The organism is Aurantimonas marianensis (assembly GCF_024195285.1).
Taxonomy (GTDB): domain Bacteria; phylum Pseudomonadota; class Alphaproteobacteria; order Rhizobiales; family Rhizobiaceae; genus Aurantimonas; species Aurantimonas marianensis.
The window spans coordinates 78,384-92,505 of sequence record NZ_JALHBS010000007.1 but is presented as its reverse complement, the minus strand read 5'-3'; the positions used below and the strand labels follow the sequence as shown (position 1 = coordinate 92,505).

Genomic DNA, 14,122 nt, shown 5'->3' with positions numbered 1-14,122 from the left:
TTACGCCGCCATCGTCGGAAAATCGAGAGCCGATGCGTCCGAAGACGACGGCTGGTTGCGGCAACGGCCCGTTCCCCGTCAGTTGTCGAGGCGCGCGACTTGAGGGGAGACGCTGTCATCCTGGCCGAGACCGAGCAGGAAGCTGAACCGGGCCGCCACCAGTTTGATATATTCGCTCACCAGGACGCGCGCGCCGAGACCGTTCGGCAACTGGTTGGTGGGCCAGAGATCGTCGCGCTGAACGGCGTAAGGGGTTATCGAGCGCAGCGTGTCGATGCGTTCGAATTCGCGCAGCGAGCGCGGCATGTGATAGTCGCTGGTCACCAGAATGAGGTCCTCGAACCCATGTTCGCGGGCCCATCGGCTGGCTATCTCGGCATTGCCCACGGTGTTCAGCGCGGCACGATCGATGTCGACGCAGCATTCGAACCAGGCCAGATCGGTGCTGGTCATGCGCGCCAGCGTGTCGGCGCTGGTGCCCGGATTGACGCCGCTGATGAGCAGACGCCGACCGCGCCCATCCTTCAGGAGATCGATGGCCTGATCGATGCGGAGCGCACCGCCGGTGAGCACGACAATGCCATCGGCCGAATCGACCAGGTCGGGGCGCGACAGCAGGCTGACCTCCTCGGTAAAGCGTAGAAAGCCGCCGGCGAGATAGCCGAATACCGCCAGGCCGAGCGCCGCGACGGCCAATGTCAGCCATCGCCGACCGAACCAGCCGCGCGTGCGCCGCTGCGTCCGTTCGTCGCCGGATTCCATCTCGGGGGACCAGGCCGCCATTGTCATCCTGTCACTCTCGTCCCCGAATACGGCATAGTACGGGCAAGCCCTTCGTCGTGGCGATCCGCGCAGCCTGTGGCAATATGGTTAACGCCGTCTTACCGCTCCACCGGCGACAGCATGTCGATCGCCGCCAGATGGCGCATTACCGTCATGCGAGACGTAAACGCGGTCAGCCCACCGACGGTTGCAATCAGCACGACGACCCCGAAATAGCCCGCCCAGCCGATCGAAAACGACCCGAACAGCGCGCTGATCTGGTCGGCTTCGGGGGTGGCGCGGTTGCTTGTGGTCCACAAGCCCATGGCCGCGAACAGGACCAGCGCGACGGCGCCGCCGGCCACCGCGCCGACGAGCCCCAGGCGCAGGAAATGCCGCTCGAACTCGCCGGCGATGAAGGACGAACGGGCTCCGACGAAATGCAGGACCTCGATGATCTGGCGATTGCCCGACATCGCGCCGCGTGTGGCGAAGACGACGGTGAGCACGGTGGCGATCAGCACCAGCGTCAGCACCGCGACACCGACGAAGACGGTCGCTCGCGCCATGGTGACGAGACGCGAAACCCAGGCCCGGTGATCGTCGAGTTCGGCTGCCGGAACCGCGGCCCGCAGCCGCGTCGCCAGCGCGAAGAAGTCCGGTGGCTTGCCCTCGTCGATGGTGATGACGACGAGGCGCGGCACCGGCAGATCCTTCAGATCGAGCCCCTCGCCCAGCCACGGCTCCAGCAGCCTGGCGGTGGCCGCGTCATCGAGGATAGTCGCGTCGGCGATGCCTGGCGTCGCCAGCGCCAGGTCGCGAATGACGCCAAGCGTCGCCGCCATGTCGAGACCCTCTTCCGGCTTCACCTGAACCGTGATCTCGCGGGAAATGTCGTTCTGCCATTGGGATGCGGTATCGGAGACGAGCGTGACGGCGCCGACCGTGAGGCTGGCGAGAAACGTCATGATGGCGATCACCGTCATCAGCGCGCGGCCGGCGACATTGGCCGGCGGCACGATCGGCGTCTGCTGATCGCGGTGCGCCCACCCGCCGAGGCGCGCGACGAATTCGCGAAAATCCACCCATCGTTCCGCCAGATCAGTCATAGATATCCAGACGCCCGTCGGCCAGAACCAGACGGCGGGCGGAGACCTGCTCCATCAGGTCGAGGTCGTGCGTGGCGATGACCACCGCCGTCCCGGTTCGGTTGAGTTCCAGAAAAAGCCGCAGCAGCCGGCGGGCGAGCGGCGGATCGACATTGCCGGTCGGCTCGTCGGCCAGCAGGATGTCGGGTTGGTCGATCAGCGCGCGGGCGATCGCGGCGCGCTGTTTCTCGCCGCCCGACAGGACCACCGGCGACGCGTTCAACCGCTCGCCGAGGCCGACCCATTTGATCAGGTCGACGACGTCCTGGCGGTAGGATGCCTCGTCCTTGCCGCGCACGCGCAGCGGCAACGCGACGTTCTCATAGGTGGTGAGGTGCTCCAGTAGCCGGAAATCCTGGAACACGACACCGATCCGCCGCCGGATCGACGGCAGGTCCTTGCGCGCCAGCGTCGAAGCGTCGCGGCCGAGAACCGTGATCAGGCCGCGGGTCGGCTTGAGCGCCAGAAACAGCATGCGCAACAGGCTGGTCTTGCCCGCCCCCGAGGGTCCGGTGAGGAACTGGAAGGATTGCCGCTTGACCTCGAAGGACAGGTCGCGAAGCACCTCCGGCCCCATATCGTATCGCAGCCCGACATTTTCGAACCGAATCACGTCGGAGCGCTCCCATCTCGTCGTTGTCGTCCGCCCAGCATGCGTGCGACTGTGTTGTTTGTTGGTCGCGCAAACGTCAACCCCGCGTCGCGAAAGGCGTGGCTTCACGGTTTGTTAAGCATGATTCCTTACCCGTTCATAAACACGGCTAGACAGAGGATGCGATGACCGAGTTTGGCGGCACATCCCGGATGAAGGCGGGCCGGGCGAAGACTGGCCGGGCGACGGCGGGACCACGAAGCGCGCTTTCCCTTCCGTCTTCCCACACCGGTCCGCTCATCGATGGAACGGCCGAGGTGACGACCCGCCGGACGCTGCGAAAATCCGCCGCCGAGCTCGAGGCCGCGCGGCGCGCGGTGATGCTGGAACCCGAGGACGCCGAGCCAGCGGCCGCGCGCGCGCATTTCGGACAGCGCGCCACGCGCTTATCCGAAAGCGAGACGGGGTTTTCCGGCCAGCGCAACGCCGCGCCCGACCTCTTCTCCCCGGCCTTCGCCCTGTCCCGTCACGCCGCGTCCAGAGCGCCTGACGCGACCGAACGATCGATCCTGACCCGCGCCGGCGCGGCCCGCTTGCGCAACGCCGTCCTGGTCGTCTGCGGCTTTCTGATCGGCCTTCTCGCCGTTCCAGCGCTGCTTTTGTCCACCCCGCGATCGCCGATCGCCGCGCCTTTGAGCAACTCCAGCCTTTCCGGTCTCCTCATCCGCGACGTCGAGGCGAACATCGCGCCGCGCGGCGACGGCGCGGTTCTCTCGGTTGTCGGCACCCTGGCCAACGACACGACGGCGTCGGCGTTGCTTCCCCCGCTGCGCATCGTCCTGACCGGGCCGGGGGGCGACCTTCTCACCAAGCCGCTCAGGGCCGGCGTCGAACGGCTGGCTCCCGGCCAGTCGGTGCGCTTCGTCTCGGCCGTCGCGGTGTCCGCCGGCATCGCGGGCGACGTCAGCGTCCGCTTCGACGACTCCGGAAAGCCCCGCCCATGATCACCGTCAGGGGCAAGCAGATCGCGACCCTGTTCGACCAGGATCTGATCGCCGCGGAAGTGGCGCGTGTAGCAAATGACATTGCCGCGACGCCGTCGACGGACCTTCTGGTCATTTCGGTGCTGAAGGGCTCGTTCGTCTTCGCCGCCGACCTGATCCGGGCGCTGCATCGCGCGGGCCTCGCGCCCGAAGTCGAGTTCATCACGCTGTCCAGCTACGGCGCGGGAACCGAAGGCGGCGAGGTGCGGGTGCTGCGCGATATCGAAAGCGCCGTCGCGGGCCGCACGGTCCTGCTCATCGACGACATCCTGGAATCGGGTCGGACCGTCAAGTTCGCCCGCGACCTGATGCGCTCGCGCGGCGCAAAGGAGGTCAAGATCGCCGTCCTTCTCGACAAGCGGATGCGGCGCAAGGCCGACATCGAGGCCGATTATGTCGGCTTCGACTGCCCCGATCATTTCGTCGTCGGCTACGGCATGGATGTCGGGCACGCCTTTCGGGAGTTGCCCTTCGTCGGCCGCGTCGTCGAATGAGCCTGACGGCGGCGCGAAAACCATTCGTCAGCGATTGCTCTGTACTGGTCAGCTTGACGTCAGCTTCGACGTCTAGTGGCATAAGGTGGTTTTGCGTATGATCAAAGCAGGAGGCTTTGAGTGGCACGAATTCTGATCGCGGAAGACGATCCGAGTGTTCGCTTGCTGGTGTCGCGCGCCCTGGGGCTCGAGGGTCACGAGGTGACCGTCGCCGAGGACGGCGAGCTGGCGCTCGATATCCTGGTCGAACGCGACGGGGATTTCGATTTCGTCCTGTCCGACATCCGCATGCCGGCGATGACCGGAATCGAGCTCGCGCACGAGATCGGGGCCTCCTGGCCCGACCTGCCTGTGCTCTTGATGACCGGCTATGCCGAGCAGATGGAAGCGGCGGAAGATCTGACCGCGATCATCGAGGGCGTCGTCGAAAAGCCGTTTTCCATCGCCGAGATCCGCCGCGAAGTCGGACGCATCCTGGCCGAGCGCGAGGTCGAGAAACAGGCGGACGACACCGGCGACGCGGGCGATTTGCCGATCCGCCGCTGCGCCTGAGAGCGTCGCGCCCGGCCTGAAAGGGCCTTGCCCCGGAGGCTGGGCCTTCCATGGTGCTGAGGCCGACAACGGCACATTCGCCGCCGACCACCACCGGTACGTCTCATTCGGGAAACGTCAACGCGAGAAGATCGCCGCGTAGAGCCTCCTCGTTTCGACCGCCGAGCAGGCGGTCGACATCGTCGTGGGTGGCACGCCAGATCGGCACCGCCTCGACGAGCAGATCGCGGCCAGCCTCGGTCAGCGTGAGGCGGCGGCTGCGCTTATCCTTCGTGTCGGGCAGGATCGTCAAAAGGCCCCGGCGCTCGAGTGGCTTCAGATTGGCCGTCAGCGTCGTGCGATCCATCGCCAGCAAGGCCGCGACGTCACCGATGCGCGGCGGCGCGGGCCGGTTGAGCGAGACCAGCAGCGAATATTGGCCATTGGTCAGACCCACCGGTTTCAACGCCTCGTCGAAGCGACGTCCCATCGCCCGCGCAGCCCGTTGCAGATGCAGACACAGGCAGCGGTCGCGAACCTCGTGGGTCGTGGCCAGGGGAAGATCGTCGCGCATGGCTCTCATATTATGTTGACATCAACGTTTTTGTCCACTTAGTATCGCGGACTACCACAGCAGGGAGCCCGGTTCGTCGATGCACGTCTATATCAATTTGCCGGTCGCCGACCTTGATCGATCGCGCCGGTTTTTCAGCGGCCTCGGTTTCGATTTCAACGATAAATTCAGCGACCACACCGGGCTCGCCATGCGGATCAGCGACACCTGCACCGCGATGCTGCTGACCCACGAAAAATTCGCCACCTTCACGCCGAGGCGGATCGCCGATTCGCGCGAGGTCAGCGAAGTGCTCACCGCGCTGCAACTCGCTAGCCGTGAGGCTGTCGATCGGATGACTGATCAGGCGCTGGCGAGCGGGGGCGAGCCGGTTGGCACCGCCCAGGACCACGGTTTCATGTACGGCCGCGCATTCTCCGATCCCGACGGCCATATCTGGGAGCCGATCTGGATGAACCCGGATGCGATGGGTGGCGGTGAATGATCGGGGAGCCGAAGGTTCGTCGCTGCTTCCGGTTCGAACGGTGAGTAGAGGAGAGACACCATGCCCTATATCGACGGAATGATCGCCGCGGTCCCGACCGCCAACAAGGAGACCTACCGCGAACACAGCACGATGGCGGCTGCGGTGTTCAAGGAACATGGTGCGTTGTCGCTGACCGAGTGCTGGGGCGACGACGTGCCGGAGGGCAAGCTGAACTCCATGCACACAGCGGTCATGCGCAAGCCTGATGAAACGATCGTGTTTTCCTGGATCGTCTGGCCATCGAAAGCGGTACGCGACGCGGGCATGCAGAAGGTCATGGAAGACCCGCGCATGAGTCCGGACACGAACCCGATGCCCTTCGACGGCAAGCGCATGATCTTCGGCGGTTTCGAGGTACTGGTCGAGGCGTAGCGCCCAGACAGGGCACGATGCAGGGATCCCCTACGGCGTCTGGAGCAGCCGCTCCAGATAGTCGCGTTCGAGCTGCGGTGACAGCGCGTCGCCGAGCCGGTTGCGGATGGCGTCGAGGATGCGTCGGGCGCGCTGGGTGTCGATCTCGTCCGGCACGCCGACATCCTGGCCGAAATCCGGTCCCTCGGTCTGGCGCTGGCGGCCGAGCGGATCGCGGCCGGAGCGCTGCTGCTGGCCGCCGAAGCCCTGGCCCATCTGCCCTTGCGCGCCTTGGCTGCCCTGCCCCTGCATGGCTTCCTGCATCTGCCGCATCATGTCCTGCCCGCCGCGGCGCAGCGCCTCCATGGCGCGGCCCTGCTGGCCGACCGCCTCGCCGTCCTCGCCCTTGCCGAGCGCGCCCTCGGCCTTGCCCATCGCCTCGCCCGCCTCGCCGAAGCCCTCGGACGGCTCCATGCCCATTCCCTCCAGCTGCTGCTGCAAGGCTTCCAGCTCCTGCTGGAGCTGGCCCTGCTGTTCCTGTAGCTGCTCCATCATCTCCCGCAGCTGTTCGGCGGTCAGCGGCTCGCCCTGCTGGCCGTCCTGCGGTTGGCCCTGCTGCGGCTCGCCGGGCTGGCGGTCCTGCTGCTGGCGCTGGAACTGCCTGCGGCCGAGATCGAAGGTCTGGTCCATCAGCTGCTGCTGGCGTTGCAGCATCTCGCCGAGCTTGTTCATCTGCTGCTGCATGGCGCTCTGTTCGCCCTGCTGCTGCTGGCCCGGCCGCATCGCCTGGAGGTTGTCCATCATCTGCTGGAGTTCGGAGAGGAGCTGCTGGGCGGCATCCTTGGAGCCCGATTTCGCCAGATCCTCGATCCGGTCCAGCATCCGCTCGAGATCCTGCGGTCGCAGCTCCTGCATGTCGCCCAACTGCAGCTGATCCTGGCTCATCGGCGGCTGGTTGCGCAGCGCTTCCGCCAAGGCCTGCATATATTCCCGCATCGCCTCGCGCAGTTCCTGCATCAGCCGGTCGATCTCGGCGTCCGACGCGCCCTCCTCCAGCGCTTCGGCAAGCTGCTCGCGCGCGTCCCGCAACCGCCGTTCGGCCAGCGACAGATTGCCGTCCTCGATGCCGAGCGCGATCTCCCACAGAAAGTCCACCGACGACAGCAATGCGTCGTCGTTATAGGCGGTGGCGATGCGGGTGCGCGCGGCGCGCAGCGCCAGATAGTCGGCCGGGTTCTCGATGAACTCCTCGCCGCGCAGCGTGACCGCGTCGAGCATCTCGACGACACGCGGCACCGTGTTGGCATCGAGCGCCAGCATGCGCCGCTGCTCGATGACGGCGCGGGCGAGCGGATTGGTGAACCGCCGCTCCGGCAAGGTCAGCGGTATCGTTTCGGAACGGCCGGACTGGCCGGCGTCGTCTGTGGCAACGAGCGTCATCGCCACCTTTGCCCCGGCATAGGGACTTTCCGTGAGATCGGCGCTGGTGCGGCCCTCGGCCGCGCCCTTGCTGCGGCGGGGCAGAGAAAGGTTGATTTCGGGCGCGGCGACCAGTGGCCGCGCATTGGCGGCGACGATCTCGTCGGTAACGACGATCTCCGCGCGTCCCTTGCGCACGCCGTAATCGTCGGTGACGGTATAGGCGAGCTGCAGCGCGCCGTTGCGGGCTTCGCTCGGCTCCTCCTTGAAGGCGATGCCGGGGTCGTCGTCCGGCGTTACCGAAAAATTCCAGCGGCCGAGCGTCGAAAAGGCGGTGGCGAGCGCCGCTTCGCCGCTCTCGGCGAGGGTAAAGGCATATTCGCGCGGGCCGGCCGCGACCTTCGCCGGTTTCGGTGCGGCGTCATCCTGATCCTGCGCCATCGCGGCCGTTTCGTCGGCGCCGACCGGTGCGACGGCGACCGGTGCCGCCCCCTCGCCCGTCGGCGTGAAGACGAGGTCGGCGGCGGCGCCGTCGGACAGCCGGACGGACAGGACGCTGCCTTCGGGAACGCCAATCGGCCCCTCGCCTACGCCCCCGGCATCGGTCAGGAAGATCGGCGCCCGGCCGGTATAGGTCGGCGGCGTCACCCAGGCGTCGACACGGGCGACGGCCACGGCTTGCGCGTCTGCCGGAGCAAATGCGTCGAGAACCCGGCCGCCGCCGGGTCCGAAGGAAAAGGCGAAGGCCGTGACAAGGAGCAGCGCGACAAGCGCGCGCAGGCCAAACGGGTCCAGCCGCTCGGTACGGGTGTTGGGAGAACCGCCGCTGAGATCGCGCAGCCGCTCGGCCATGCGCCGCTGGTGCTCGCGCCAAAGCGCCCGCGCGAAGGGATCGTCCGAGACGGCGTGATCGCCCTGGACGCGCAGCGGCTGGTGAGACAGGCGGCTGACGCTCTCGATCCGGGCGTCGATGTCGCCAGCCGTCGGCGGCCGCACCCCCCGATTGAACCAGAGCGCGGCGATCGCAAGGCCGGTGAGAGCCGCCAGCACCGCGACCCGGCCATAGAACGGCATCGCGGCGAACAGGCCGAACCAGGACAGGATCAGGAAGATTCCGGCGAGACTCGCAAAGGCCAGCACGAGCGGCCATACCCGCTCGACGAGGAGCGCCGTGGCGGCGAACGTCCGCGTCCACGCGATCCGTCCGGCCTTGGTCCAGTCGTCGTGCCGGTCGGTATCGGCCATGGGCCCGCTCTCGCTGTTTCTCCGTGCGTGGAACCTTACCCGATTTTACGGCGAAGGCGAGGCGGGTGACGCAGCTGTGAAGGCGCGCCAAGCGCGATCAGACGCCGCCCTCCGGTTCCAGCCAGGGCGGCAGCCGATCGAGACCGATCAGATCATCGATCGTCTGGCGCGGGCGGACGACATGAAAGGCGTCGTCCCGGACCATCACCTCGGCGACAAGCGGGCGGGAATTGTAGGTGTTGGATTGCACTGCCCCATAGGCCCCGGCGGACGAGACATAGACGAGATCGCCGGCTTCGACGCTCGGCAGGTCGCGATCCTTGGCGAGGAAATCGCCGCTCTCGCAGACCGGCCCGACCACATCGGCGATGATTCGCGGCGCATCCGGCGTCTCGATCACCGTATGGATGTCGTGCCAGGCGTCGTACAGCGTCGGGCGAATCAGATCGTTCATCGCCGCGTCGACAATGACGAAGATCTTGCCTTCCGCCTTCTTCACATAGAGAACCTTCGCAACCAGAATGCCCGCATTGGCGGCGATCAGCCGGCCGGGCTCGAACACCACCTGGCAGTCGAGGTCGCGCACGTGCCGCTTGACGATCTCGGCATAGGCCGGCGGTTCCGGCGGCGGCGCGTTGTCGCGGCGGTAGGGCACGCCGGGGCCGCCGCCGAGGTCGATGTGGTCGATCCTGTGGCCCTTCGCACGCAGCTTGCGCACCAGATCGGCAAGCCGGTCGAACGCTTGATCGAACGGCTCCAGCTCGACGATCTGGCTTCCGATATGCATGTCGATGCCGGAAACGTGAATGCCCGGCAGCGAGCGGGCGCGGTCGTAGACCGCTTCCGCCCGTTCGAAGGCGATGCCGAACTTGTCGGACTTCTTGCCGGTGGAAATCTTCGCGTGGGTGCGCGCGTCGACGTCCGGATTGATGCGAAAAGAGACATTCGCGCTGGCACCGGCCCGTGCGGCGCGGGCCGAGATCGCGTCCAGTTCGGGCTCGGATTCGACGTTGAAGCAGAAGATCCGCGAGGCCAGCGCCAGATCGATCTCCTCGATGGTCTTGCCGACCCCGGAGAACATGATCTTTTCCGGCGGAATCCCGGCCTTGAGCGCGCGCAGCAACTCGCCGCCCGAAACCACGTCCGCCCCCGCCCCGAGCCGGGCCAGCGTCGCCAGCACCGCCTGGTTGGAGTTCGCCTTCATGGCATAGCAGACCAGCGCGTCGATATCGGCGAAGGCACGGGCGAAGACCTCGTAGTGCCGGGTCAATGTCGCGGTCGAATAGCAATAGAACGGCGTGCCGATGTCGCGCGCGATCGCCGCCACACTGACGCCCTCGGCGTGGAGGGCGCCGTCCCGGATTTCGAAATGGTTCATGGCAAGGCTTGTCGGAGCGGAATGACCGGCTCGGTTTCGGATCTAGTGGATTGAATTTGACATTTGATATCCACGTGCGGCGGACTCGAAATCAAATGTCGAATTTGCAGAATCCAGGAGGGTCATAAAGTCGCTAGTGATCCTTCGATTTCGCCATATGCTTGCCAGGACGCTCCAAGCGGGATGCAAAAGTCGAAATCGGACCATTAGTTCAGCAGCGGATCGAGGAAGAACCGCTTGCCGGAAACGCCTTCGTTACGCGCGGCCTCGGCGGCGCTGACCATATTGTCGTTCTGCACGCTCGAGATCCGCGCGGCGCGAATGGCCGTGCCGGTCTCGCCGCTGCCCAGAACGTTTGTCGTGCCGCCTCTGGTCTGTTCCGTCACCACGGAAGGCACCTCGTTGGTATCCGGCGCCACCGGCAGGTTCTTCACGCCGCAACCGCCGAGAACCGACAGCACGGCCACAATCAGCGCCGGCTTGGCCGCAAGGCTCGATCGCTCCGTCATCCCGTCACCCCTCAGCCCGTCGCCTATCGTCGATCCCCGTCAACGCGGTGATAGCGGTTCGCGACGAAGAAATCACCACCCGCCGAAACTATTCGCCCTTGCCGCCGAGTCGATCGCGCCAATAGGCGATCTGGGCGCGGACATTGGCAGGCGCGGTGCCGCCGAAGCTCGTCCGGCTGTTCACCGAGGCATCGACGCCGAGCACGGAATAGACCGCGTCGGTGATCCGCGCCTCGAGCGTTTGCAGAAGATCCAGGGGCAGATCCTCGAGCCCGACGCCCCGCTCTTCGGCGAGCGCTACCGCCCGTCCGGTCACATGATGCGCCTCGCGGAACGGCAGGCCGAGTTCGCGCACCAGCCAGTCGGCGAGATCGGTGGCGGTGGAAAAGCCGTGCCCGGCCGCGCGTCGCATCGCTTGTTCGTCGATCGCCATGTCACGGACCATGCCGGTGGCGGCGGCGAGCGCGAGAGCAAGCGAATCGATGGCATCGAAGACCTGTTCCTTGTCTTCCTGCATGTCCTTGGAGTAGCTGAGCGGCAGCCCCTTCATCACGGTCAGCAGCGAGATCAGCGCCCCATTGATGCGGCCGGGCTTGGCCCGGACCAGCTCGGCGGCATCCGGGTTCTTCTTCTGCGGCATGATCGAGGAACCGGTCGAGAAAGCATCCGACAGCCGCACGAAGCCGAATTGCGGTGTCGACCAGATGACGATCTCCTCGGCCAGACGCGACAGATGCGTGCCGCAGATCGCCGCGACCGAGAGAAATTCCAGCGCGAAATCGCGGTCGGACACCGAATCGAGCGAGTTGCGCGTCGGCTCGCGAAAGCCCAGCGCGGCCGCCGTCTGGTGCCGGTCGATGGCAAAGCCGGTGCCGGCGAGCGCCGCTGCGCCGAGCGGACATTCGTCGAGACGGGTGATCGCGTCGCGGCAGCGCGACAGGTCGCGGGCCGCCATCTCGACATAGGCGAGGCAATGGTGGCCGAAGGTGACCGGCTGTGCCACCTGAAGGTGCGTAAAGCCGGGCATGACCGTGTCGGCATGCGCCTCTGCCTTGTCGAGCAGCGCGTCGATGAAGGCTTCCAGCGCTTCGGCAAGCGCGCCGAACGCCGCCTTTACATGCAGGCGGAAATCAACCGCGACCTGATCGTTGCGCGAACGGGCGGTGTGCAGCCGGCCGGCCGCGGGACCGATCAGTTCGGCCAGCCGCGCCTCGACATTCATGTGGATGTCCTCGCGCTCTCGCGAGAAAGTGAAGCACCCGTCGGCGATCTCGGCCCGGATGTCCTCCAGACCCGCTATGATCTGGCTGGCGTCCTCGGCCGAAATGATGCCTTGATCCGCCAGCATGGCGGCATGGGCTTTTGAACCGGCGATATCCTCGTCATAAAGCCGTCGATCGAAATCGATCGAGGCGTTGATCTCCTCCATGATGGCGTCGGGTCCGGAGGCAAAGCGACCGCCCCACATCGCGTTGCTGGACGTGGGGGCCTTGCTCGAAATGGGGACGTTGCTGGTCTTCTGGCGCATGAATACTCGAAAGGGCTTTTGACAATATGTCCGAGGAAACACGACAGGCTTCAAACGGGCGGCGGCTCGGTCTCATCGCCGCAATCGCGCTGGTCATGGGCGTCGCGGCGGGCGGTGCCGTCCTATACGTGAGCGAGACGGGGTCTGGCAACGAAGTCGCCGCCGCGTCCTGTGCGGCCGACGAGACGGTCTATGCCGCGATCGACGGCGCGGCGCGCGGCGAGGTCGCCGCCGTGCAGGCCCTCGACACGCCCTTCGACATCTCGGCGATGGCGTTTACGGACGGCGACGGCCAGCCGGTAAGCTTGGGGAATTTTTCCGGCAAGACGCTGCTGGTCAATCTGTGGGCGACCTGGTGCGTGCCCTGCCGCGAGGAGATGCCGGCGCTCGACGCGCTGGAGCAGCAGGAGGGCGGCGAGGATTTCGCCGTGATCCCGATCAACATCGACACCGGCGACATCGACAAGCCGAAGAAGTTCTACGCCGAGACCAAGCTGACCGCCCTGCCGCTCTATCGCGACGAAACGATGGGGGTCTTTGACGATCTGAAGGGCCGGGGGCTGGCTTACGGTCTGCCCGTCTCGGTGCTGGTCGGCCCCGATGGCTGCGCCCGCGCCGCGATCAATGGCCCGGCCGAATGGGCGAGCCCCGACGCCCTCCGCCTGATCGAGGCGGTCAAGGAGAGCGGGCGGGCAGCCTGAGGCGGCGACTATGACGCTTGCCGGAAATTTCGCCTTCCCTTACGCTGGTTCTGCAGCGGGCTAAAAGACGATGACGACATTAATCATCACATCGAAAGGCCGAATAACGCTTCCTGAGGATGTCCTGAAACATCTGGGAATCGCTCGGGGCGGGGATATCGAGGCTGAACTTCATCCCGGCGGTCGGATAATCCTGCGTGCTGAACGACCCCGCAGCGCCGGAGAGGCAGAGAATTCATCTGAAAGCGCTGGACAGCTGGCCGGAAGCCTGGATAAAAAATCGGAATTTCCAGTCTAAACCCATCGCAGGAAATTGACCAAAACTGAACGGAAATAAATATAAAATTCGATCGGCCAAAAAGCTCTTTGTTTTTTTTAAACAAAACATGAAAATTAATGATGGACACCCTCTCCCATTACACTTCGGAAACCGGATTAATCGGAATTTTACGTGAAAATTCTCTACGGTCTACCGAATATCTTAGCCTAAATGATACAAGCGAATTTGGATATGCCGCTAATAATATATTGTTGGACGCGATAGAATGGGTCTTTGCGCACATTGGCCCGCAGAGTTTCCGTGAAAATTCTTACACCGCTATTAAGAATGGCTTCTTATCCGAGTATATTTCGTATTTAAAGAAACACTCCGCCGAAACCAGAGGCTATGGGTCCCTGTATATAACCTCTTTCGCCAAAGGCCGGAACGAGGAGGAAAATGATCACGGAATATTATCGCTCTGGGATCGATATACAAAAAATAAAGGCTTCTGCCTTCAATTTTCGCATGATGACGTCGCGCGCCTTATACATTCGGAAGATAGCTTTTATTCATTTGAGAAAATTGGAATAGCTGATATAAGCTATGGAGTCGATAAAAACTCTCAAGATTATAAAGGAATGGTAGAGCAGTCCTTTATTAACTTGCTTAGATTTATATACATCAGAACAAATGATGAAAGATTTTTATTAAGAGATCAAGAAATATCCTATGATGCAACGTTTTTATCAAAATTCCTCGTATACTGCTCGACCCATAAGGACCCTTCTTTTATAGATGAAAGAGAGGCCCGGATATTTAATTTCCCCTTGGGGTTCGCAATACCAAAATTTTGCAGGACAACGTTAGCGAAGCCGATCTCAAATCAAGACGGAAAGAAATATGTTACCCTCGGGGATACAATTCGCCCCGGAATCACTCCCAACAGGGTAATTATTGGTCCACTTTGTGAAACGTCTATTGACGAATTCAGATTTCGCTTTCCTTTTATAAAGCACGTTCTGAAAAGCCAAATACCTATCAGGTAACACTACATGATAC

At 64.0% G+C, this 14,122-nt stretch carries 16 protein-coding genes; 8 read left to right on the top strand and 8 right to left on the bottom strand.

What is annotated here, in order from left to right; all coding sequences use genetic code 11:
• Nucleotides 1-78 precede the first annotated feature (78 nt).
• The 3 genes from MJ956_RS01255 to ftsE all read right to left on the bottom strand — a co-directional run bounded on the left by MJ956_RS01255 (nt 79) and on the right by ftsE (nt 2,523).
• On the bottom strand, nt 79-696 hold the full coding sequence (locus MJ956_RS01255; protein WP_253962665.1) for a YdcF family protein: 618 nt from the start codon (nt 694-696) through the stop codon (nt 79-81).
• Nucleotides 697-881: 185 nt separating this feature from the next.
• Complete coding sequence (locus MJ956_RS01250) at nt 882-1,871, bottom strand: cell division protein FtsX (protein WP_423724773.1); 990 nt, start codon at nt 1,869-1,871, stop codon at nt 882-884.
• Entirely contained in the window at nt 1,864-2,523 is a 660-nt protein-coding gene (gene ftsE / locus MJ956_RS01245; protein ID WP_253962664.1) for a cell division ATP-binding protein FtsE, read from the bottom strand. The genes MJ956_RS01250 and ftsE overlap by 8 nt, the downstream gene beginning before the upstream one ends.
• A 164-nt stretch (nt 2,524-2,687) precedes the next feature.
• On the opposite strand from ftsE, the gene MJ956_RS01240 reads away from it, so the two are divergent.
• From MJ956_RS01240 to MJ956_RS01230, 3 genes are all read left to right on the top strand, one after another.
• Nucleotides 2,688-3,506 (top strand): hypothetical protein, encoded by an 819-nt coding sequence (locus MJ956_RS01240; RefSeq protein ID WP_253962663.1) that lies wholly within the window; start codon nt 2,688-2,690, stop codon nt 3,504-3,506.
• On the top strand, nt 3,503-4,039 hold the full coding sequence (gene hpt / locus MJ956_RS01235) for a hypoxanthine phosphoribosyltransferase (RefSeq protein WP_253962662.1): 537 nt from the start codon (nt 3,503-3,505) through the stop codon (nt 4,037-4,039). Before MJ956_RS01240 ends, hpt begins: the two co-directional genes overlap by 4 nt.
• 120 nt (nt 4,040-4,159) lie before the next feature.
• Nucleotides 4,160-4,591: a response regulator gene (locus tag MJ956_RS01230; protein WP_253962661.1), complete on the top strand. Its 432-nt coding sequence runs from the start codon at nt 4,160-4,162 to the stop codon at nt 4,589-4,591.
• A gap of 103 nt (nt 4,592-4,694) precedes the next feature.
• Here MJ956_RS01230 and MJ956_RS01225 read toward each other — a convergent pair whose 3' ends face one another.
• On the bottom strand, nt 4,695-5,144 hold the full coding sequence (locus tag MJ956_RS01225; RefSeq protein WP_253962660.1) for a MarR family winged helix-turn-helix transcriptional regulator: 450 nt from the start codon (nt 5,142-5,144) through the stop codon (nt 4,695-4,697).
• A 79-nt stretch (nt 5,145-5,223) separates the two neighbouring features.
• On the opposite strand from MJ956_RS01225, the gene MJ956_RS01220 reads away from it, so the two are divergent.
• A complete protein-coding gene (locus MJ956_RS01220) occupies nt 5,224-5,628 on the top strand; it encodes a VOC family protein (RefSeq protein ID WP_253962659.1) in 405 nt (134 codons plus the stop codon).
• A 60-nt stretch (nt 5,629-5,688) separates the two neighbouring features.
• The gene (locus MJ956_RS01215) at nt 5,689-6,042 is read left to right on the top strand and encodes a DUF1428 domain-containing protein (protein WP_253962658.1); all 354 of its coding nucleotides are present in this window, start codon (nt 5,689-5,691) and stop codon (nt 6,040-6,042) included.
• A 30-nt stretch (nt 6,043-6,072) separates the two neighbouring features.
• Here the strand turns inward: MJ956_RS01215 and MJ956_RS01210 are convergent, their stop codons facing one another.
• The 4 genes from MJ956_RS01210 to argH form a co-directional block, all read right to left on the bottom strand.
• Nucleotides 6,073-8,685 (bottom strand): TIGR02302 family protein, encoded by a 2,613-nt coding sequence (locus MJ956_RS01210; protein ID WP_253962657.1) that lies wholly within the window; start codon nt 8,683-8,685, stop codon nt 6,073-6,075.
• Nucleotides 8,686-8,782: 97 nt separating this feature from the next.
• The gene (gene lysA / locus MJ956_RS01205; protein ID WP_253962656.1) at nt 8,783-10,063 is read right to left on the bottom strand and encodes a diaminopimelate decarboxylase; all 1,281 of its coding nucleotides are present in this window, start codon (nt 10,061-10,063) and stop codon (nt 8,783-8,785) included.
• Nucleotides 10,064-10,269: 206 nt separating this feature from the next.
• Complete coding sequence (locus MJ956_RS01200; protein WP_253962655.1) at nt 10,270-10,572, bottom strand: hypothetical protein; 303 nt, start codon at nt 10,570-10,572, stop codon at nt 10,270-10,272.
• A gap of 88 nt (nt 10,573-10,660) precedes the next feature.
• On the bottom strand, nt 10,661-12,100 hold the full coding sequence (gene argH / locus MJ956_RS01195) for an argininosuccinate lyase (protein ID WP_253962654.1): 1,440 nt from the start codon (nt 12,098-12,100) through the stop codon (nt 10,661-10,663).
• A gap of 26 nt (nt 12,101-12,126) precedes the next feature.
• Here argH and tlpA point away from each other — a divergent pair, with 26 nt between their 5' ends.
• From tlpA to MJ956_RS01185, 3 genes are all read left to right on the top strand, one after another.
• Nucleotides 12,127-12,801 carry a thiol:disulfide interchange protein TlpA gene (gene tlpA / locus MJ956_RS01190; RefSeq protein WP_253962653.1) on the top strand — a complete coding sequence of 225 codons (675 nt, stop codon included), beginning with the start codon at nt 12,127-12,129 and terminating at the stop codon, nt 12,799-12,801.
• A gap of 70 nt (nt 12,802-12,871) precedes the next feature.
• Nucleotides 12,872-13,099: an AbrB/MazE/SpoVT family DNA-binding domain-containing protein gene (locus MJ956_RS18965; protein ID WP_423724772.1), complete on the top strand. Its 228-nt coding sequence runs from the start codon at nt 12,872-12,874 to the stop codon at nt 13,097-13,099.
• Between the two features lie 101 nt (nt 13,100-13,200).
• Complete coding sequence (locus MJ956_RS01185) at nt 13,201-14,109, top strand: DUF2971 domain-containing protein (RefSeq protein WP_253962652.1); 909 nt, start codon at nt 13,201-13,203, stop codon at nt 14,107-14,109.
• The last annotated feature ends 13 nt before the right edge of the window (nt 14,110-14,122 follow it).